10 protein-coding genes are annotated in these 20,854 nt (G+C 67.7%); all 10 read left to right on the top strand.

Annotated features, from left to right (window positions below):
• Window positions 1-106: 106 nt before the first annotated feature.
• The 10 genes from HEP75_RS11595 to HEP75_RS11550 all read left to right on the top strand — a co-directional run bounded on the left by HEP75_RS11595 (window position 107) and on the right by HEP75_RS11550 (window position 20,832).
• Window positions 107-2,755: a methyl-accepting chemotaxis protein gene (locus HEP75_RS11595; protein WP_185823652.1), complete on the top strand. Its 2,649-nt coding sequence runs from the start codon at window positions 107-109 to the stop codon at window positions 2,753-2,755.
• A 402-nt stretch (window positions 2,756-3,157) separates the two neighbouring features.
• Window positions 3,158-3,925 carry a transporter gene (locus HEP75_RS11590; RefSeq protein ID WP_185823651.1) on the top strand — a complete coding sequence of 256 codons (768 nt, stop codon included), beginning with the start codon at window positions 3,158-3,160 and terminating at the stop codon, window positions 3,923-3,925.
• A gap of 19 nt (window positions 3,926-3,944) precedes the next feature.
• On the top strand, window positions 3,945-6,320 hold the full coding sequence (locus HEP75_RS11585) for a methyl-accepting chemotaxis protein (RefSeq protein WP_185823650.1): 2,376 nt from the start codon (window positions 3,945-3,947) through the stop codon (window positions 6,318-6,320).
• A gap of 341 nt (window positions 6,321-6,661) precedes the next feature.
• Window positions 6,662-8,905 (top strand): methyl-accepting chemotaxis protein, encoded by a 2,244-nt coding sequence (locus HEP75_RS11580; RefSeq protein ID WP_185823649.1) that lies wholly within the window; start codon window positions 6,662-6,664, stop codon window positions 8,903-8,905.
• A gap of 622 nt (window positions 8,906-9,527) precedes the next feature.
• Window positions 9,528-11,774: a methyl-accepting chemotaxis protein gene (locus HEP75_RS11575; protein WP_185823648.1), complete on the top strand. Its 2,247-nt coding sequence runs from the start codon at window positions 9,528-9,530 to the stop codon at window positions 11,772-11,774.
• An 86-nt stretch (window positions 11,775-11,860) separates the two neighbouring features.
• The gene (locus HEP75_RS11570; RefSeq protein WP_185823647.1) at window positions 11,861-12,049 is read left to right on the top strand and encodes a hypothetical protein; all 189 of its coding nucleotides are present in this window, start codon (window positions 11,861-11,863) and stop codon (window positions 12,047-12,049) included.
• 226 nt (window positions 12,050-12,275) lie between these two features.
• Window positions 12,276-14,828 carry a methyl-accepting chemotaxis protein gene (locus tag HEP75_RS11565; protein ID WP_185823646.1) on the top strand — a complete coding sequence of 851 codons (2,553 nt, stop codon included), beginning with the start codon at window positions 12,276-12,278 and terminating at the stop codon, window positions 14,826-14,828.
• A 209-nt stretch (window positions 14,829-15,037) separates the two neighbouring features.
• The gene (locus HEP75_RS11560) at window positions 15,038-15,577 is read left to right on the top strand and encodes a hypothetical protein (protein ID WP_255423832.1); all 540 of its coding nucleotides are present in this window, start codon (window positions 15,038-15,040) and stop codon (window positions 15,575-15,577) included.
• Window positions 15,574-17,838, top strand: a complete 2,265-nt coding sequence (locus tag HEP75_RS11555; protein WP_185823645.1) for a methyl-accepting chemotaxis protein — start codon at window positions 15,574-15,576, stop codon at window positions 17,836-17,838. Before HEP75_RS11560 ends, HEP75_RS11555 begins: the two co-directional genes overlap by 4 nt.
• Before the next feature lie 297 nt (window positions 17,839-18,135).
• Entirely contained in the window at window positions 18,136-20,832 is a 2,697-nt protein-coding gene (locus HEP75_RS11550) for a Cache 3/Cache 2 fusion domain-containing protein (RefSeq protein ID WP_185823644.1), read from the top strand.
• Window positions 20,833-20,854 lie beyond the last annotated feature (22 nt).

Genomic DNA, 20,854 nt, shown 5'->3' with positions numbered 1-20,854 from the left:
CAGGATAGTTCCGGGCCGCTCGCGCCGCGTACTCGACGTCGCACCGCAGCGTGGTGAATGGATCGGCATCCGTGTCTTTCTCTATTCCTGCCAGTCGATGAACCCCATGAGCCAGACTCCAGCCCCCCGCTTCACCAGCGTCGCCACCCGCCTGATGCTCGGCGTGGCCGCGATCGCCCTGCTGTGTTTCGGCGTGACCGCCGCGATCATCTACGTGCGCAGCAGCGATGCGCTGCTCGCCTCGGCGAAAGCGGGCATGACCGATGCCGCCCACCTGGAAGCGCAACGTGTTTCCAGCGACATCGGCGCGGCCTTCGTGTCCAACCAGGTCTTCGCCAACAGCCTGCTGGCGCAGCGCAACCAGGACGGCAAGGTGCGCGAGACGTTCAGCGATATCGTGCTGCGCGAATTGCGCCAGCATCCGGACTGGACCGGCCTGGGCACGCTGTGGGAGCCGCAGGCGTTCGACGGCAAGGACAGCGCCTATGCCAACGCCGAGGGCCACGACGCCAGCGGCCGCTACATGGTGTATTGGGCCTGGCAGGGCGACAAGCAGGTGCGCGAGCCGCTGCGCGACTACGAGGTGCCCGGCTCCGGCGACTGGTACCTGAAAGCGCGCCAGCAGCGCCGCCCGACCGTGGTGGAACCCTACGTGTACGAGATCGGCGGCAACAAGGTGCTGATGACCACGCTGACCACGCCGGTGCTCGAGGACGGCAAGTTCCTGGGCGTGGTGACCACCGACTTCGGCCTGGCCAAGCTGCAGGAACGCCTGTCCAAGCTGCGCCCGCTCGGCGCGGGCCGCGTGCGCCTGCTGTCGCCCGGCGGCGCGATCATCGCCGATCGCGACGCGGCCAAGGTCGGCAAGAAGCTGGACGATCCGGCCACGCGCGCCCTGCTGGCCGCCATCGCCAAGGGCGAGAGCGTGACCCGCGAAGTCGCCGATGCGCAGACCGGAGCCACCGACATCGAAGTGTACGTACCGCTGCAGATCGGCCAGGCACAGGAGCGTTTCGCGCTGGGCGTGGCGGTGCCGCGCGCGCTGCTGATGGCTCAGGCGCGCTCGCTGCTGTGGACCATCGTCGCGGTCGGCCTGTGCGCGGCGCTGCTGCTCAGCGCCGGTCTCTACATCCTGCTGCGGCGCCTGGTGGTCACCCCGCTGGCAAATGCCGTCGACGCGTCCGGCGCCGTCGCCGCCGGGCGCCTGGACAGCCGCATCCACTACCAGCGCAACGACGAACTGGGCCGCTTGTTCGGTTCGTTGCAGCGCATGCAGGAACAACTGCGCGCCGTGCTCGATGCGCAGAAGGAAATGGCGCAGCGCCACGACGCCGGCCAGATCAGCTTCCGCATGGACGAGAGCGCCTTCCCCGGCGACTACGGGCGCATGGTCCGCGACAGCAACGCGCTGGCCGCTTCGCACATCGCGGTGAAGCTGCGCCTGACACAAATCATGGGCCGCTACGCGATCGGCGACCTCAGCGAGGACATGGACCGCCTGCCAGGCGAAAAAGCCGTGCTGACCGCGACCATGGACACGGTCAAGCAGAACCTGACCGCGATGAACCGCGAGATCAACCAGCTCGCCTCCGCCGCCGCCGCGGGCGACTTCAGCGTGCGTGGCAACGCCGACAGTTTCCAGTACGACTTCCGCGCCATGGTCGACAGCCTCAACCAGCTGATGGCCACCGCCGACGGCAACCTGGAAGCGCTGTCCACGCTGCTGCAGGCCATCGCCGCCGGCGACCTGAGCGCGCGCATGCACGGCGAGTTCAATGGCGTGTTCGCCAGGATGCGCGACGACGCCAACGCCACCGCCGAACAGCTGGCCGGCATCGTCGGCCGCATCCAGACCGCCGCATTGAGCATCAACAGCGCCTCCAGCGAGATCGCCGCCGGCAACGACGACCTGTCGCGGCGCACCGAGCAGCAAGCCGCCAGCCTGGAAGAAACCGCCGCCTCGATGGAAGAGCTGACCTCCACGGTCAAGCAGAATGCCGAACACGCACGCCAGGCCAATCAACTCGCCGTCGGCGCGGCCGCGGTCGCCTCGCAGGGCGGCGACGTGGTCAGCCAGGTCGTCACCACGATGAACGGCATCGAGACCTCGTCGAAGAAGATCGCCGATATCATTTCGGTGATCGACGGCATCGCCTTCCAGACCAATATCCTCGCGTTGAATGCGGCGGTGGAAGCGGCGCGCGCCGGCGAGCAAGGCCGCGGTTTCGCGGTGGTCGCCAGCGAGGTGCGCACCCTCGCCCAGCGCTCGGCGAGCGCGGCCAAGGAGATCAAGGGCCTGATCGACGACTCGGTGACCCGCGTCGCCGACGGCTCGGTGCTGGTCGATCGCGCCGGGCAGACGATGCAGGAGATCGTGTCTTCGGTGCAGCGCGTCACCGACATCATGGGCGAGATCTCCGCCGCCTCGCAGGAACAGTACGCCGGCATCGAGCAGGTCAACCAGACCGTCACCCAGATGGACGAGGCCACGCAACAGAATGCTGCGCTAGTGGAAGAGGCCACCGCCGCGGCGCGCGCGATGGAAGAACAGGCCGGCCAGCTCACCCAGGCCGTGGCCGTGTTCAAGCTCGACAACGCGGCCGTCTCCACGCCGGTAGTGGCCAGGCCCAGCCTCGCGGTCGCTGCGCCAAGGGCGAAAGCCAAGAACGAGCCGACAAAGCGCAGCAACGTGCCGATCCGCGCGCTGCCAGGCAAGCCGGCGAGCGCCAACGACACGCAGTGGCACGAGTTCTGAGCCGCTGCGGTTCGGCGCATTCCTGCACTGGCCGGGGATGCGCCGGACCGGTCTGGGCGGCTGTGCTTGCCTGCATAGCCCGTCGCCGACCGTCCATCGCGTCGCCATCGGTTGAGCCCCTCCCCCTCCGGCGAGCGAAGCAAGTCCCTGTGGAGAGAGGGTTGAAGTTAAGACGCGACAAGCACGCCAGGCCGACCGCCGTTCCGCTGGCTTTTCGATGGCTTGCGCAAGCCTTCAGTCGGACATGTTTAAAGATACTTGGCGCCCGGCCGTTAGCCTGTATGACATTTGGCTGACCGCGTCTTGGGGGACGCGACAGCCGGTCCAAACGGACCATGCGGCCAGCCCGGGACACCACCGCAGGCGCATGCGTTTCACGGTCGACCGTTCACGGGGAACACAATGAAGCCTATCGTTCTTGCCAGCTGCCTGACCTTGTTCGGCATCGCCAGCCTTGCGCACGCCGAAGAGGAGCCGATCGCCACCGATCGCCCCGACTTCGTCGAATCCAGCCTGACCGTCGGCGACCACCGTCTGCAGGTGGAAACCAGCGTCGCCTGGGAACGCGACGACGGCGTCGACGGCTATGCCACGCCCACCCTGTTCCGCTACGGCCTCGGCCCGACCTGGGAACTGCGCCTGGAAACCGACGGCTGGCAGCACAACGACGTGCCCGGCGGCGATGGCGATATCTCCGGCTTCGCCGACGTCTCGCTCGGGGTCAAGCATCATCTTGCCTCTTCCGACGACGGCGGCGCCTCGCTGGCGTGGCTGCTGCACGTGGACCTGCCCAGCGGCGCGCGCCGCCTGCGCGGCAACGGCGCGCGGCCCTCGTTCCGTCTGGTCGCCGAATGGGAGCTCAGCGACAGCCTCTCCGCCGGGGTGATGCCGGGCGTGATCTGGGACGAGAACGAGGACGGCCACCGCTACGCGGCCGGCATCTTCGGCGTGGTGCTCGGCAAGTCGTGGACCGAACGCAGCCGTTCGTTCGTCGAACTGGCGCTGCCGCAGATCGCCAAAAGCGACGACGGCGGCACCGTCGCCCTGCTCGACGTCGGCTCGGCCTGGCTGCTGAGCAACGACGTGCAACTGGATGTGGCCTACAGCTACGGCCTCAACGAGCGTTCGCCGGATCACGCGCTCGGCGCCGGTTTGTCCTTCCGCTTCTGAACCGAACCAGGCGATACCGATGAAGATCATGCACATGCTCGCGATCCTGGTGCTGGTGGCGGTGCTCGCCCTGCTGGCGCTGGGCGGCGTCGGCTACAGCGCCCAGCAAGGATTGCTCGGCGCGGTCGCCGCGCAGGTCACCTCGTCCGATGCGCTGCGCAACCACATGCAGGCGGACATGATGCACGACGCCTTGCGCGGCGACGTCACCACCGCGCTGCTGGCCGCCTCGCGCCAGGACGATGCCGGGATCAAGGACGCACGCGCCTCGCTGGCCGAGCACGCCGCGGAATTCCGCCAGGCCGTGGCCGACAACCGCAAGCTGCCGCTGGATCCGGCCCTGCGTCGCGAACTGGATACGGTCGCGCCGGCGCTGCAGGGCTACATCGACGCCGCGAGCCAGGTCGTGAGCCTGGTCGAAAAGGGTGCGGACAGCGCCGCCGCCTACGCCGCCTTCACCGAGAAGTTCGAGCAGCTCGAAACCCGCATGGGTTCGATCAGCGACCGCATCGCGGCACTGAACGAGGCCAATCGCAGCGCGGCCGAGCAGTACAGCCGCCGCGTAACCTGGCAACAGTCCGCTGCGGTGGTGCTGGCGATTCTGTGCCTGGGACTGGCCGCCGGCTGGATCCTGCGCTCGGTCTCGCGCCTGCTCGGCGGCGAGCCGCGCGTGGCGATGGCCGCCGCCCAGCACATCGCGGCGGGCCGCCTGGACCAGCCGATCCCGGTCGCCGCCAAGCACGCGAACAGCCTGATGGCCGCGCTGGCGCGGATGCAGCGCGAACTGCGCGAGCGCATCGAACGCGAGCGCAGCGTCGCCGCCGAGAACCTGCGCATCCGCACCGCGCTGGACAACGCCTCGACCGGCATGTACATCGCCGATCCCGACCTGACCATCGTCTATGCCAACGGCGCGCTGCAGAAACTGCTGCACACCTACGCCGACGACATCCACGCCTGCGCGCCGGCCTTCCAGCGTTCCAGCCCCCTGCTCGGCCAGCCGGTGTCGTTGCTGGAAGTGGGCAACTCGCAGGACGCGGAGATCTACCAGCAGCTCGACCGCCAAGGCGTCGCGCAGCGCGAGGTGCGCTATCGCGATGCCTGCATCGCGCAGGAGATCTCCGCGATCCGCAACGAGGTCGGCGCCCACGTCGGTTTCGTCTGCGAATGGCGTGATCGCACCGCCGAGGCCAAGGTCGAAGTGGACGTGGCCGAGGTGGTGCGCAGCGCCGCCGCCGGCGATCTGTCCAAGCGTATCGACAGCGACGGCAAGCAGGGCTTCTTCCTGTTGCTGGCGCAGCAGCTCAACGGCCTGCTCGACGCTAATTCGGTCAGCATCGCCGAAGTGTCGCGCCTGCTCAGCGCATTGGCCGACGGCGACCTGAGTGCGCGCATGCGCGGCGAGTTCCACGGCGTGTTCGCGACCATGCGCGACGATGCCAACGCCACCGCCGAACGGCTGGCCGGCATCGTCGGCCGCATCCAGCAGGCCGCCGGCAACATCAATACCGCCGCCAGCGAGATCGCCGCCGGCAACGACGATCTGTCGCGGCGCACCGAGCAGCAGGCCGCCAGCCTGGAAGAAACCGCCGCTTCGATGGAAGAGCTGACTTCCACGGTCAAGCAGAATGCAGAGCACGCGCGCCAGGCCAACCAGCTCGCGGTCGGCGCCGCGTCCGTCGCCTCGCAGGGCGGCGCCGTGGTCAGCCAGGTAGTGACCACGATGAGCGGCATCGAGACTTCCTCCAAGAAGATCGCCGACATCATCAGCGTCATCGACGGCATCGCCTTCCAGACCAACATCCTGGCGCTCAACGCGGCGGTGGAAGCGGCGCGCGCCGGCGAACAGGGCCGCGGCTTCGCTGTGGTCGCCAGCGAAGTGCGTACCCTCGCCCAGCGCTCGGCCGGTGCGGCGAAGGAGATCAAGGGCCTGATCGACGAGTCGGTGACCCGCGTCGCCGAAGGCTCGGCGCTGGTCGACCAAGCCGGCCGCACCATGCAGGAGATCGTGTCCTCGGTGCAGCGCGTCACCGACATCATGGGCGAGATCTCCGCCGCTTCGCAGGAACAGTCGTCCGGGATCGAGCAGGTCAACCAGACCATCACCCAGATGGACGAGGCCACCCAGCAGAACGCCGCGCTGGTCGAGGAAGCCACCGCCGCGGCGCGCGCGATGGAAGAACAGGCCGGCCAGCTCAGCGAGGTCGTCGCGATCTTCAGGCTCGACGGCAGCGCGACGGGCGCGGCGCTACCGAGCCGACCCGTGGCTGCGGCGCAGACGCAGGCAAAGCGGCCCCAGCCGGCGAGTGGCGCGCGCAAGCCAGCCATTCGCGCGATCCCCGGCAGTCGGGCCGCCGCCAATACCGCGGCCGAGACGGATTGGCAGGAGTTCTGATGCAGATCCAGCCGGACGGTTCGCCCGGCTGCGCCTTCGGTACCGATGTGACGTGAACAACGATGCGCGATGGAGAACTTTCCGCGTGTAGGGAGTAACCCGGCCAAGGTCGGGAATCGCCCTACGCCCATCGTTTCATGGATAAACCGGCTTCCGTGCCGATAGAGCTTTGAGGCGACGGCACGGCAGCCGCACAGCAGTACAACGAAACAGTTCAATTCTCGCTCCACTTGCTTACCGCCACGTCTCGCCGCTCCAGGTTTGTCTTCGGCATGGTCCACGCGTGGGCGTCGCCTAGCGAACCGCGACAGCCAACCTTCGGTAATTCAAAGAGGTCAGCCATGAATTCGTTCCTGCAACGCTACAACGTCGGGCACCGCCTGGGTGGCGCCTTCGGCCTGCTCATCCTGCTCTCCTGCCTGCTGGTGGCCGCCGGACTGATGTCCATGTCGCGCGCCAATCACGAACTCGACAACATCGTCAAGGTCAACGTCGAGAAAGCCAGGATCGGCAACGGCATGCTGGATGCCAACACCAATATCCTGGTCGCGCTGGGCACCCTGTCCATGATCACCAGCGAGGAACTCAATCAGCAGGCGCTGGCCGAGATCAAGAAGCAGCGCCAGCGCTATACGGACCTACGCAAGCAGCTGGACGCGTTTCCGCCAAGCGAGAAGGGCAAGGCGCTTCGTGCCGAGATCGACGCCGCACGCGCCACCGCACGCACCATGAACGATGAAGTCATCGCGCTCGCCACTGCCGGTCGCAACGCCGACGCGCAAACCGCGCTGAGCGAGCGCTCGCGCCCGGCCACCCTCGCCTGGATCGCTAAAATCCGCGAGAACGTAGACCTGCAGGACCAGCAGCTGCAGGCGGCCTATGTCCAGGCGACGCAGGCGATGGCCAACGGCCGCAATATGCTGATCGCCGGCGGCGTGGCCGTGCTGATCGTCAGCAGCCTGCTGGCCTGGGCCATCACCCGCAGCCTGACCCAGCCGCTGAACCGCGCCACCCGCGCCGCCGAGGCGATCGCCAATGGCCGCCTGGACAACGATGTGGGCACCGATGCGCGCGACGAACCCGGCCGCCTGCTCAACGCGATGGACAGGATGCAGACGCAGCTGCAGCGCTTTTCCAGCGAAACTTCGCAGATGATCGAGCTGCATGCCGACAAGGACATGACCCATCGCATGCCGCTGGACTTCCCCGGCGTATACGGCGACCTCAGCAAGGGCATCAACACCATGATGTTCGAGCACCTGGACGCCATCGTCGATGCCATCGCGGTGCTCAACGAATACGCCAACGGCGACCTGCGCCGCGACGCCCGGCGCCTGCCCGGCAGCCGCGCGGTACTGCACGAATCGATGGACGCGGCCAAGGCCAGCCTGTTGGCGATCAACACCGAGATCAAGCGCCTGGCCGCCGCGGCCGCGGCCGGCGACTTCAATGCGCGTGGCGATGCAGAGCACTTCCAGCACGACTTCCAGGCGATGGTGCAAGGCCTCAACGCGATGATGGAGGTCAGTGACCGCAACCTCGGCAAGCTCTCCGCGCTGCTGCAGTCCATCGCCGCCGGCGACCTGACCGCGCGCATGCACGGCGAGTTCCATGGCGTGTTCGCGCGCATGCGCGACGACGCCAATGCCACCGCCGACCAGTTGACCGGCATCGTCGGCCGGATCCAGACCGCGGCGGTCAGCATCAATGCCGCGGCCACCGAGATCGCTGCCGGCAACGACGACCTGTCGCGCCGCACCGAGCAACAGGCCGCCAGCCTGGAAGAAACTGCCGCCTCGATGGAGGAACTGACCTCCACCGTGAAGCAGAACGCCGAGCATGCACGTCAGGCCAACCAGCTCGCAGTCGGTGCGGCTGGCGTCGCCACCCAGGGCGGCGATGTGGTCGGCCAGGTCGTCACCACGATGAGCGGCATCGAAGCCTCGTCCAAGAAGATCGCCGACATCATCTCGGTCATCGACGGCATCGCGTTCCAGACCAACATCCTGGCGTTGAATGCCGCGGTGGAGGCGGCGCGCGCCGGCGAACAGGGTCGCGGCTTCGCGGTGGTCGCCAGCGAGGTACGGACGCTGGCCCAGCGTTCGGCCGGCGCGGCCAAGGAGATCAAGGGCCTGATCGACGAATCGGTGACCCGCGTCAGCGAAGGCTCGGCCCTGGTCGACCAGGCCGGCAAGACCATGCAGGAGATCGTGTCCTCGGTGAAACGCGTCACCGACATCATGGGCGAGATCTCCGCCGCCTCGCAGGAGCAGTACGCCGGCATCGAGCAGGTCAACCAGACCGTGACTCAGATGGACGAGACCACCCAGCAGAACGCCGCGCTGGTGGAGGAAGCCACGGCCGCCGCGCGCTCGATGGAGGAACAGGCGGGGCAGCTCAGCGAAGCGGTGGCCGTGTTCAAGATCGACGAGGTTCCCGCGGCAGCGCGCCGCCGTCCCGCGGTCAGCGCGCCGGAGGTGGCCGCCGTGGTCAAGGCGCAGGTCGCAGCGGCGACGCGTGCGGTGCGCAATGCGCCCAAGCGCGCGGCAGGCGGTGGCGGCGACGCCAGTTGGCAGGAATTCTGAGGCCTCAGCCGCCATGCCGCTGACGCATGGCGGCTGCAGTCCAGGCCGGTCGGCAGGCGTTCTGTCGCACCGGCACTGCGTGATGATCGGCAAGCCCGAATCGCAGGTTCGGGCTTTTCATGTCCGCGGCACGAACGTTCGCCATGCGCGGCGGCAGTCTCGAACAAAGCGACGTTTCATCGCAGTGATCGACGGGCCAGGTAGAGATGCCCCGGATCGTCAAAGGCATCGCACGGCGGCAGCCGCGGCGGCGCGAAGCATGGGAATGATTCTCATGTGGGCAAAAAGGACCCTGATCCAGCCCTCAAGTTTCTGGGATGAGCATCCTGAGCCGAACATTTTTCCGATGGCACCCTAAAGTCCGTCCGGCAAATGCCGTTAAAAGTCTCAATATGAGAATTTGTCTAAAAAATACTACTAAAGTTTTCGCCCTTTCCTGCTAGGGACTGCCGCCGTCCGACAGGCGGACCTCCACGTCTGTGGGCCAGACGAACAGCGCTAACAGCCTCTCCTGCACCCGCGTCACGTCTGCTGAGCTCCGGCACCATGCAGACCGCTCACTCTCCCCTGCCGGGCACATACCTTCGTTCGATCACTCGTTCACCTGACCCGGTAGAGCCACATGACTTCCAAGAATCCATCCATCTCCACTCAGCTCGCCATCGGCTTCGGCGCCGTGGTGCTGGTCATGCTCGTCGTCGGCGGCATCAGCCTGAGCAGCCAGTCCAAATTGAACAGCGCCATGGCGATCAACGAGCACACGTTCAAGGTGTTGGCGACCGGGCAAGAAATGCAGGAGAACGCACTCAATATCGAGACCGGCACCCGCGGCTACCTGCTGTCGGGCGACAAGCAGCATCTGCAGCCCTTCGAGAAGGGCCGGGCCGCGTTCGAAAAGGGCTATGTCGACGCCAAGCAGCTGACCGTGGACAATCCCAAGCAACAGGCGCGCCTGGCCGAGGTGGACAAGGCATACCAGCAATTCCTGGCCGTGGAAAAAGACACCATCGGCATACGCGAAGGGGACAACGGTGCCGAACAGTCCCTGGCCGTGTTCCGCGAGGGACGCGACCGCGTGTCGATGGGCAAGATCCGTCAGCTGCTGAGCGATTTCGCCAACGAAGAGAGCAGCCTGCTGGTCACGCGCAGCGCCGAGCTGGAAGCGGTGCGCACCCGCGGCAAATGGTCGGTGCTGATCGGCAGCCTGATCGCAGTGCTGGTCGCCGTGGGCATGGGCCTGCTGATCCGCCGCCAGTTGGTCAAGCGGATGGGGCAAGCGATCACGGTCGCCGACGCCATCGCCTCGGGCAATCTCGACAATGCCATCGACACCCGCTCGCGCGACGAAACCGGCCGTCTGCTGATCAGCATGAACAAGATGCAGACGCAGCTGCAGTCGGTCCTGGCCGCGCAGACCGAGATGGCGCAGCGCCATGATGCCGGCCAGATCAGCTACCGCATGGACGCCAAGGCGTTCCCGGGGCAATACGGCCGCATGGTGCACGACAGCAACGAACTGGCGGGATCGCATATCGCGGTGAAGCTGCGCCTGGCGCAGATCATGGGCCGCTATGCGATCGGCGACTTCAGCGACGACATGGATCGCCTGCCGGGCGAAAAGGCCGTGCTGACCGAGACCATGGACAAGGTCAAGCAGAACCTGACCGCGATGAATCGCGAGATCAGCCAGCTGGCCACGGCCGCGGCGGCGGGCGACTTCAGCGTGCGCGGCGACGCCGACAGCTTCCAGTACGACTTCCGTGCCATGGTCGACAACCTCAACCAGCTGATGGCCACCGCCGACGGCAACCTGCAGTCCTTGTCCGCGCTGCTGCAGTCGATCGCCGCAGGCGACCTCACCGCACGCATGCACGGCGAATTCCAGGGTGTGTTCGCGCAGATGCGCGACGACGCCAACGCCACCTCCGAGCAGTTGGCCGCCATCGTCGGCCGCATCCAGACCGCCGCGTTGAGCATCAACAGCGCCTCCAGCGAGATCGCCACCGGCAACGACGACCTGTCGCGCCGCACCGAGCAGCAGGCCGCCAGCCTGGAAGAAACCGCCGCCTCGATGGAAGAACTGACTTCCACGGTCAAGCAGAACGCCGAGCACGCGCGCCAGGCCAACCAGCTCGCGGTCGGTGCCGCCGCGGTCGCCTCGCAGGGCGGCGATGTGGTCGGCCAGGTCGTCACCACGATGAGCGGCATCGAGACCTCGTCGAAGAAGATCGCCGACATCATCAGCGTCATCGACGGCATCGCCTTCCAGACCAACATCCTGGCCTTGAATGCCGCGGTGGAAGCAGCGCGTGCCGGCGAACAGGGCCGCGGCTTCGCCGTCGTTGCCAGCGAGGTGCGTACCCTCGCCCAGCGTTCGGCCAACGCCGCCAAGGAGATCAAGAGCCTGATCGACGACTCGGTCAGCCAGGTGTCCAACGGCTCGGCACTGGTGCGCCAGGCCGGCCAGACCATGACCGAGATCGTGTCCTCGGTGCAGCGCGTCACCGACATCATGGGCGAGATCTCCGCCGCCTCGCAGGAGCAGTACGCTGGCATCGAGCAGGTCAACCAGACCGTGACCCAGATGGACGAGGCCACCCAGCAGAATGCGGCGCTGGTGGAAGAAGCCACGGCCGCGGCGCGCTCGATGGAAGAGCAGGCGCGCGAGCTCACCGAAACCGTCGCGGTGTTCAAGATCGACGATGCTCCCGCAACGACGGCACCGGCGAGCCGGCACCAGGCGATCGGCGCACCGGCCGTGACCGCGGTGGTCAAGGCAAAGGTGGCGGCGGCGACGCGCGCCGTGCGCAGCGCGCCCAAGCGCGTGGCGAGCGGTGGCGGCAGCGATACCAGCTGGCACGAGTTCTAAGCAGCACAGCCATCGCCATGCCGCATCCGGCATGGCGATGGCGCTTGCGGAAAGCCGGAAAGACCCTGGTCGCCTGCAAGACATGCATGCGCTACACATTGTCTCCGCGACCGGCGCAACCTGCCCCGATCGCACGGCGCATCGCCAGCGGCGACGGCGCCGCCTGGAGCGCAGTGCAGCTTGCGACGGCCAGCACATCGACACATGCGCAGCAATACGGCAAATCCGCTGCAATCAAATCGTCACGGCAAAGCGACAAAGGTAACGCCACCTGACCCGGATGCTGGCGTCGCTTCAACAATCCGGCCGGTGCGCCGCTAAAGCATCCACTTCCAAACGTATCCGCAGACAGCCATCGCCATGAGGTCTCCCAAATCGCGCTGCACACTGTCTGTACCGCTGCCATTGGCGGCCGTCCTGCAACGGCCGGCAGCGCATGCCAGACGATTGCGGTCGCGGACCGTCTGATCTGTCACCCCCGATGACGCTCAGAGACTTTTCATGACGCTGTCCACCCAGGCCGACGCCGGCCATCCCCTTCCCCCTTCCGGATCGCGCCGACCGCTGCGCGTTTGGCACGATCTCGCCATCGCCAGGAAGCTCAGCATCATCGGCATCCTGGTCCTGCTCGGGCTGGTGATCCCGGTCCTGCTCTACAGCGACAAACTCGACGAAAGCGTCGGCATCAGCCGCAACGAACTGCGCAGCTATGCGCCGCTGCGCGAGATGCTGTCGCTGCTGGGGGCGCTGCAGGCCGAACGCGTCGAAACCGGCGCCGCCGCTGCCGATGCGGCGCGCGCGGCGGACCGGTCCCTGGCCGATCTGCAGCGCACCGTTCCAGCGCTGCCCGGCTTCGAACGTAGCGACAAGGCCTTGGCTGGCTTGCGCAAGGCGCTGGCGAACGGGCGCGGCGACAGCCGCGCGGTCGCCGAACAGGCCGCCGCCGCGCTGGATGCGCTGCGCGACGACAGCCAGCTGGTCTATACCCCGTATGTGGAGAGTTACCACCTGGTGGTGGCCAGCCTGATCTACGGCCCCGATACCAGCGAAGCGCTGACCCGCCTGGATGCGGCAGCGGATCCGTCGCAGGCCGGTGCGGATGCGCCAGTGCTGCGCGAACAGATCGCGCAGATCGCGCGCGACCATGCGCGGCTGCGCAACGAACTGGAAAAGGCGGTCGGCCTGCTCGAGCAACCGGATCCATCGCTGGCCGCGGCCGTGGCGACCGAAGCGGGCCGCGCCGACGAGGCCTTGCAGCAATTGTCCGCCGCACTGGACAGCGGCGCGCCCGACGCCGATCGCCGCTGGAACCGCGCGCTCGACACATGGGGCCATGCGCTGCAAGCGCTGAGCGCGACGTCGTTGCAGGCCCTGCAGCGGCAGTCGGCACGGCATCTGGCCGATGCGCGCGGCGCGATGTGGTGGACGATCGCCGGGCTGAGCCTGCTGACGCTGCTCATCGTCGCCTTGTGCGTCCACACCCTGTCGGTGCTGACCCGCAACGTCCGCAACGCCGCCAGCGTCGCCGCGCAGATCGCGCAGGGCCGCCTGGACACCGCGATCGCGGTCTCCAGCCGCGACGAAAGCGGTCAGTTGCTCGCAAACATGCAGCAGATGCAACAGCAGCTGCAGCGCGTGCTGGCTGCGCAGGTCGAGATGGCGCAGCGCCACGACGCCGGGCAGATCGGCTATCGCATGGACGAAAGCGCCTTCCCCGGCGACTACGGACGCATGGTCCGCGACAGCAACGCGCTGGCCGCGTCGCATATCGCCGTCACCCTGCGCCTGGCGCAGATCATGGGCCGTTACGCGATCGGCGACCTCAGCGAGGACATGGAGCGCCTGCCCGGCGAAAAAGCCGCGCTGACCGCGACCATGGACACGGTCAAGCAGAACCTGACCGCGATGAACCGCGAGATCAATCAGCTCGCCTCCGCCGCCGCGGCCGGCGACTTCAGCGTGCGTGGCGATGCGCAGCGCTTCCAGTACAACTTCCGCGCCATGGTCGACAGCCTCAACCGGCTGATGGCCACCGCCGACGGCAACCTCGAGGCGCTGTCCGCGATGCTGCAAGCCATCGCCGCCGGCGACCTGACCGCACGCATGCACGGCGAGTTCAACGGCGTGTTCGCCAGGATGCGCGACGATGCCAACGCCACCTCCGAGCAGCTGGCCGGCATCGTCGGCCGCATCCAGAGCGCCGCGTCGAGCATCGACAGCGCCTCCAGCGAAATCGCCGCCGGCAACGACGACCTGTCGCGCCGCACCGAGCAGCAGGCGGCCAGCCTGGAGGAAACCGCGGCCTCGATGGAAGAGTTGACCTCCACGGTCAAGCAGAACGCCGAGTACGCGCGCCAGGCCAACCTACTGGCGGTGGGCGCCGCCTCGGTCGCCGCGCAGGGTGGCGACGTGGTCGGCCAGGTGGTGACCACGATGAGCGGCATCGAAACCTCCTCCAAGAAGATCGCCGACATCATCTCGGTCATCGATGGCATCGCGTTCCAGACCAACATCCTCGCGCTCAACGCCGCGGTGGAAGCGGCGCGCGCCGGCGAGCAGGGCCGCGGTTTCGCGGTGGTCGCCAGCGAGGTGCGTACCCTCGCCCAGCGCTCGGCCACCGCCGCCAAGGAAATCAAGGGCCTGATCGACGACTCGGTCGGCCAGGTGGCCAACGGCTCGGCACTGGTGCGCCAGGCCGGCGAGACCATGACCGAGATCGTGTCCTCGGTGCAACGCGTCACCGACATCATGGGCGAGATCTCCGCCGCCTCGCAGCAGCAATACGCCGGCATCGAGCAAGTCAACCAGACCGTCAACCAGATGGACGAGGCGACGCAGCAGAACGCCGCGCTGGTCGAGGAAGCCGCCGCCGCGGCGCGCGCGATGGAAGAACAGGCCGGACAACTCACCGAGACCGTCGCCCTGTTCAAGATCGACGCGTCCCATGCCACGCCATCGCCGAGGTCCCGCTCCGCTATGGCAACCACGGCACCCGAACGCAAGCCGCAGCCAGCGTATGCCAGCCACGGCAGCGCGGCGATGGCAGGGCCGTAACGCCCTTGGTCCAACGGCGCCTGGCCCATGCCATGAGCCGACCCGCATCGGCCGCGGAGCGTCTCCGCGGCCGATGCCGTTTGCGTCGCCACCCGAACGAAGGCGGGCCGGCGGCGAAGGCGTAGCGCAAGCGCCCTTCCCTGCTTCCGGCATCCGAGTCGGCAATCGCCTAAAGCCAGCCCCGTTCCTGTCGATAACGTGAAGAGCCGGTGATTGTCGGCGCAGCGCCCATCGGGAGGCCCATGCACGATGCCACCATCGCCGAGGCGAATCGTCCGCGCCGGCTTGCGCCGTTGCCGGTCGGCCTGCTGTTGCTCGCCGTCTGGGCCGCGTGGTCGGCGGCCGGCCTGGTGTACCTCGCCAAGCCGCCGTCCGGCGCCGACGCCGACGCCGACGTCATCCATCGGCAATTGCTGGCCTTCGCATCCTCCGCGCCACCGCGTGGCCAGGCCGTGGCGTTCCAGTTGCGCGTGGCCGAATGCGGCTGCACGTCTCGCGGCCCCGCGCCTGCGCTGCCTGGCCTGCTCAACATCGATCTGAGCGACCGGCCGGCGCCCGCGGCGCTGCCCTACCCGCTGATCGTGCTCGCTGCCGACGGCCGCCTGCTCTACGCCGGCCCCTCGCGCATCGAGGGCTGCGGCACCGCCATTGCCGCCGCGTCGCTACTGCCGCGCCTGCTCGCGGCCGGCAATGCGCCGCCGCTGATCCTTTTCACCCACTGTGCATGCCCAAAGGAACCATCCGCATGAGCGCCTCCACCACCCAGGGAAGCTTTCTCGTAGGCAACGAACGCTACGTCTATCTGCAAAAACTGGCTGCGGAGGCCGACCGCCTGTTCCTGGTGGTGGCCGCGTTCACCGGCATCGTCAGCCTCGCCGCCGCCTGGCACCAGGGCGTATGGACGCCGTGGCTGGCGGTGGCGCTGCCGACCCTGGCGATCATCGCCCTGCAGGTGAAGCTCTATCCCGGCACGCTGCTGAGCCGCTGCACCGTGGCGCTGGGCCTGATGGTGCTGGCCGCCGTGCTGATCCAGCAGGCCGGCGGCATGGCCGAAGTCCATTTCGGCGTGATCGTGCTGATCGCATTGCTGCTGTACTACCGCGACTGGCGGCCGATCGTGGTCGCCTCCGCCGCCATCGCCGTCCACCACGTGCTGTTCTTCTGGCTGCAGCATCGCGGCGTGCCGCTGCAGGCATTCGCGGCCGACGCCGGGATCGGCATCCTGGCCACCCACGCCGGCTATGTGGTGGCCGAAGCCGGAATCCTGGTGGCGATGGCGGTGCAGATGCGCAAGCAATTGCTGGACGTCGGCCACGACCCGCGCGACCTGGCGCTGCTGGCGCGCGCCATGGCCCGCCAGCAACCGCTGCCGGCCTCGATCCGCGATCTGACCCTGCCGGAAGGCTCGATCGCGCATACCCTGGTGGTGGCCAGCGAGCAGTTGCTGAGCAGCCGCGAACAGGACGCGGAGATCCAGCGCGAGAGCCTGCGCATCCGCACCGCCCTGGACAACGTCACCGCCAACGTGATGATCGCCGACGCCGAGCGCAACATCGTCTACGTCAACAAGCCGCTGGCGCGGATGCTGTCGGCGGCGCAGGACAACATGCGCCGCGAGCTTCCGGGCTTCGATGCGAATGCCCTGCTGGGACGCAACATCGACATCTTCCACAAGCGCCCCGAGCACCAGGCCAAGCTGCTGGCGGCGCTGCAGCAGACCCACACCGCGCAGATCCGGGTGGGTGGGCACACCATGCGCCTGATCATCAATCCGATCGTCAGCAGCGCGTCCGAGCGCCAGGGCTTCGTCGTGGAGTGGGCCGACCGCACCGACGAAATCCAGGTGGAAGAGGAAGTGACCCAGATCGTGCGGGCCGCCGCCGCTGGCGACCTCGACAGCCGCATCGGCCTGCACGGCAAGCAGGGTTTCTACCTGCTGCTGGCGCAGCAGCTCAACACGCTGCTGGACAACAACGCCGACGGCCTGGCGCGCATTTCGCAGCTGCTGTCGGCGCTGTCGCAGGGCGACCTCACCGCGCGCATGGACGGCGATCTGCATGGCGTGTTCGCCCGCATCCGCGACGACGCCAACGCCACCGCGACCCAATTGGCGACGATCGTGCGCCAGATCCAGGGCGCCTCGGATGCGATCAACACCGCCGCCGGCGAGATCGCCGCCGGCAACGTCGACCTGTCGCGGCGCACCGAGCAGCAGGCCGCCAGCCTGGAAGAGACTGCCGCGTCGATGGAAGAACTGACCTCCACCGTGAAGCAGAATGCCGAGTATGCGCGGCAGGCCAACCAGCTCGCGGTCGGTGCCGCGTCCGTCGCCTCGCAAGGCGGCGACGTGGTCGGCCAGGTGGTGAGCACGATGAGCGGCATCGAGACCTCCTCGAAAAAGATCGCCGACATCATCAGCGTCATCGACGGCATCGCCTTCCAGACCAACATCCTGGCGCTCAACGCCGCGGTGGAAGCGGCACGTGCCGGCGAACAAGGCCGCGGTTTCGCCGTGGTCGCCAGTGAAGTACGCACCCTCGCCCAGCGTTCGGCCACCGCCGCCAAGGAGATCAAGGGCCTGATCGACGCCTCGGTCGGCCAGGTCGCCAACGGTTCGGCATTGGTGCGCCAGGCCGGGCAGACCATGAGCGAGATCGTGTCCTCGGTGCAGCGTGTCACCGACATCATGGGCGAGATCTCCGCCGCCTCGCAGGAACAGTCGTCCGGCATCGAGCAGGTCAACCAGACCGTGACCCAGATGGACGAGGCCACCCAGCAGAACGCCGCCTTGGTGGAAGAAGCCAGCGCCGCGGCGCGCACGATGGAGGAACAGGCCGGGCAGCTGGCCGATGCGGTCGCGGCGTTCAAGCTGTCCGACGCGGCAACCACGCCCACGCTCCGCGCGCATCCTGCCGCAGCGTCTCGCCCTGCCATCAAGCCGGCGGCGTTGTCCGCAGTGCGCACTACACCGATCGCCCTCGCCAGGGGCACCGAGTTGCGCGAATTCTGATCCGGCGCAGCGCCGTCGCCCGGCCTGCCGCACACCGACATCCCGCGCTCACCGCAGCGCGGGGACGCATAGCGCTTCGACGCGTATGCGTCCCCATGCGATACGCATTTGCCGCAGGCCGGGTGGCCCGACCGCCTCGCGAATGTCTCGACCCTGTCCTTGAACTGTCCCGAGACAGGCGAAAACGCCGGGAAATAAAGCCATCAATGGCCATCGAACGGTCAATTTTTCGTCACCGCCGCCGATAGGAATTCACGCGCCGCTCACATAGGCGTTCTGTTCCCGCATAGGCGCCCCATGAAAAAGTTCAGCCATCTCTCGGTCGGCACCAAGCTGTCGGCCCTGCTCACCCTTGCGGTCAGCGCCGCGCTGGTATTGCTGGCCACCCTGATCTACCGCCAGTCCGCCACCAGCCATGAGACCCAGGTGCTCAAGGAACTCGAGTCGTCCACCACGCTGATGCAGCAGTCGGTGGCGATGTACGACCGGGTGCTGAGCGAGGAAACCGACCGGATGGGGCAGCTGTTCGCGACCATGCTGCCCGCCGGCGCGCCGCAGCTGGAGCCGGCCAAGACGGTGCAGATCGGCGACGTGCAGACGCCGACGCTGCGCATCGGGCCGCATGTGCTGAATCTCGATTTCGCCTCGGTGGACCATTTCGCCGACGCCAGCGGCGGCGTGGCGACCGTGTTCGTGCGCAGCGGCGACGATCTGGTCCGGATCGCGACCTCGCTGCACGACCAGTCCGGCGCGCGCGTGGTCGGCACCGTACTGGACCATGCGCATCCGGCCTATGCGCTGCTGCTGCAGAACAAGCCCTACACCGGGCCGGCGAATTTGTTCGGCAACGACTACATGACCCATTACCGGCCGCTGCACGACGCGCAGGGCAACCTGGTCGGCGCGCTGTTCGTCGGCCGCAACTACACCCAGGGCCTGGCCGCGCTGCAGGAACGCCTGCGCAGCACGCGCATCGGCGAAGACGGCCACTTCATCGCCGTGGACATGCACCCGGCGCGGCGCGGGCAACTGCTCGCGCACCCGGTCTCCAAGGCCGCCAACGTGGAGGCGCTGGTGGTGGAAGCGGACAAGCCGTTGCTGCAGGCCTTGCTCGAGGGCAAGCAGGCCAGCGCCACGCTGCGGCTCAAGCGCGACGCAACTGCGGACGCGGCGGCCGAGCCGTTCCTGGTCACCGCGCAGGCCTACCGGCCGTGGCAATGGGTGCTGCTCGGCGCACAGCCGCGCAGCGCCATCGAGGCGCCGCTGCAGGCCTTGATGCGCAACATCCTGGCGTTCTCCGCCTTGATGCTGATCGGCTGCGCCGTGCTGGTGTTCGTGCTGGCGCGGCGCATGGTGTCGCGGCCGCTGGCGGTGGTCGAGCAGGTGATCGGCGACATCGCCGCCGGGCGCCTGGAAAGCCATATCGAGGTCGGTCACGGCCAGGACGACGTGAGCCGGCTGCTGCACGGCATGCGCCGCATGCGCGACGATCTGCGCGAGCGGCTGCGCACCGAGCGCGTGGTGGCCGCGGAGAATCTGCGCGTGCGCGTCGCGCTGGACGATGTCAGCACCAACGTGATGATCGCCGACGCCGATCGGCGCATCGTCTACGTCAACCGTCCGCTGGTGAAGATGCTCGGCGACGTGCAGGACGACCTGCGCCGCGACCTGCCGCACTTCGACGTGCAGACGCTGATCGGCAACACCATCGACGTGTTCCATCGCCACCCCGAGCACCAGGCGCGCCTGCTGGCCGAGCTGAAGGGCACCTACCGCGCGCAGATCCGCGTCGGCGGCCACACCATGCGGCTGATCGTGAATCCGGTGATCGACAGCGACGGCAACCGCCTCGGCTTCATCGTCGAATGGGCCGACCGCACCGACGAAGTGGCGGTGGAAGAGGAAATCGCCGGCATCGTGCGCAGCGCGGTCGTCGGCGAACTGGACGGCCGCGTGCGCCTGGACAACAAGCAGGGCTTCCTGCTGTTGCTGGCCGAACAGATCAATGCCCTGCTGGAAGCCAGCGCCTCCGGCCTGGGGCATATCCAGCACATGCTGCAGGCGCTATCCGCGGGCGACCTGTCCACCCGTATCGACGCCGACCTGCAGGGCGTCTACGCCAACATGAAGGACCACGCCAACACCACCGCCGAGCAGTTGGCGACCATCGTGCGCCAGATCCAGGGCGCCTCGGATGCGATCAACACCGCCGCCGGCGAGATCGCCGCCGGCAACGACGACCTGTCGCGCCGCACCGAGCAGCAGGCGGCCAGCCTGGAGGAAACCGCCGCATCGCTGGAAGAGCTGACCTCTACCGTCAGGCAGAACGCCGAGAATGCGCGCCAGGCCAACCAGCTGGCGGTCGGCGCCGCGGCCGTCGCCACCCAGGGCGGCGACGTGGTCGGCCAGGTGGTGACCACGATGAGCGGCATCGAGACTTCCTCCAAGAAGATCGCCGACATCATCAGCGTCATCGACGGCATCGCCTTCCAGACCAATATCCTTGCCTTGAATGCGGCGGTGGAAGCGGCGCGCGCCGGCGAACAAGGCCGCGGCTTCGCGGTGGTCGCCAGCGAGGTGCGCACCCTCGCCCAGCGTTCGGCCAACGCCGCCAAGGAGATCAAGAGCCTGATCGACGACTCGGTCGGCCAGGTGTCCAACGGCTCGGCGCTGGTGCGCCAGGCCGGCCAGACCATGAGCGAGATCGTGTCCTCGGTGCAGCGCGTCACCGACATCATGGGCGAGATCTCCACCGCGTCGCAGGAGCAGTCGGCCGGCATCGAACAGGTCAACCACACCGTGACCCAGATGGACGAAGCCACCCAGCAGAACGCGGCCCTGGTCGAGGAAGCCACCGCCAGTGCCCGCTCCATGGAAAGCCAGGCCGGCGAGCTGGCGCGGGCCGTGGCCTCGTTCACGCTGGACCAGCGCCCGCCGGCCGGCAACATCGCCACATTGCATTCAGGCTACAAAAAAGCCGGACACGGCCGATAGCATCGTGGGACGGGCGGAATGC

Source organism: Xanthomonas sp. SI (assembly GCF_014236855.1).
GTDB lineage: Bacteria > Pseudomonadota > Gammaproteobacteria > Xanthomonadales > Xanthomonadaceae > Xanthomonas_A.
The sequence above is the reverse complement of the archived record's forward strand: the minus strand, read 5'-3'. Positions and strand labels throughout refer to the sequence as shown.

Excerpts from the sequence above, each read along its gene's own strand:
- HEP75_RS11555 (WP_185823645.1), top strand. The coding sequence starts at position 15,574 with ATGAGCGCCTCCACCACCCAGGGAAGCTTTCTCGTAGGCAACGAACGC.
- HEP75_RS11570 (WP_185823647.1), top strand. The coding sequence starts at position 11,861 with ATGCGCTACACATTGTCTCCGCGACCGGCGCAACCTGCCCCGATCGCA.
- HEP75_RS11550 (WP_185823644.1), top strand. The coding sequence starts at position 18,136 with ATGAAAAAGTTCAGCCATCTCTCGGTCGGCACCAAGCTGTCGGCCCTG.
- HEP75_RS11585 (WP_185823650.1), top strand. The coding sequence starts at position 3,945 with ATGAAGATCATGCACATGCTCGCGATCCTGGTGCTGGTGGCGGTGCTC.
- HEP75_RS11580 (WP_185823649.1), top strand. The coding sequence starts at position 6,662 with ATGAATTCGTTCCTGCAACGCTACAACGTCGGGCACCGCCTGGGTGGC.
- HEP75_RS11590 (WP_185823651.1), top strand. The coding sequence starts at position 3,158 with ATGAAGCCTATCGTTCTTGCCAGCTGCCTGACCTTGTTCGGCATCGCC.
- HEP75_RS11595 (WP_185823652.1), top strand. The coding sequence starts at position 107 with ATGAGCCAGACTCCAGCCCCCCGCTTCACCAGCGTCGCCACCCGCCTG.
- HEP75_RS11565 (WP_185823646.1), top strand. The coding sequence starts at position 12,276 with ATGACGCTGTCCACCCAGGCCGACGCCGGCCATCCCCTTCCCCCTTCC.
- HEP75_RS11575 (WP_185823648.1), top strand. The coding sequence starts at position 9,528 with ATGACTTCCAAGAATCCATCCATCTCCACTCAGCTCGCCATCGGCTTC.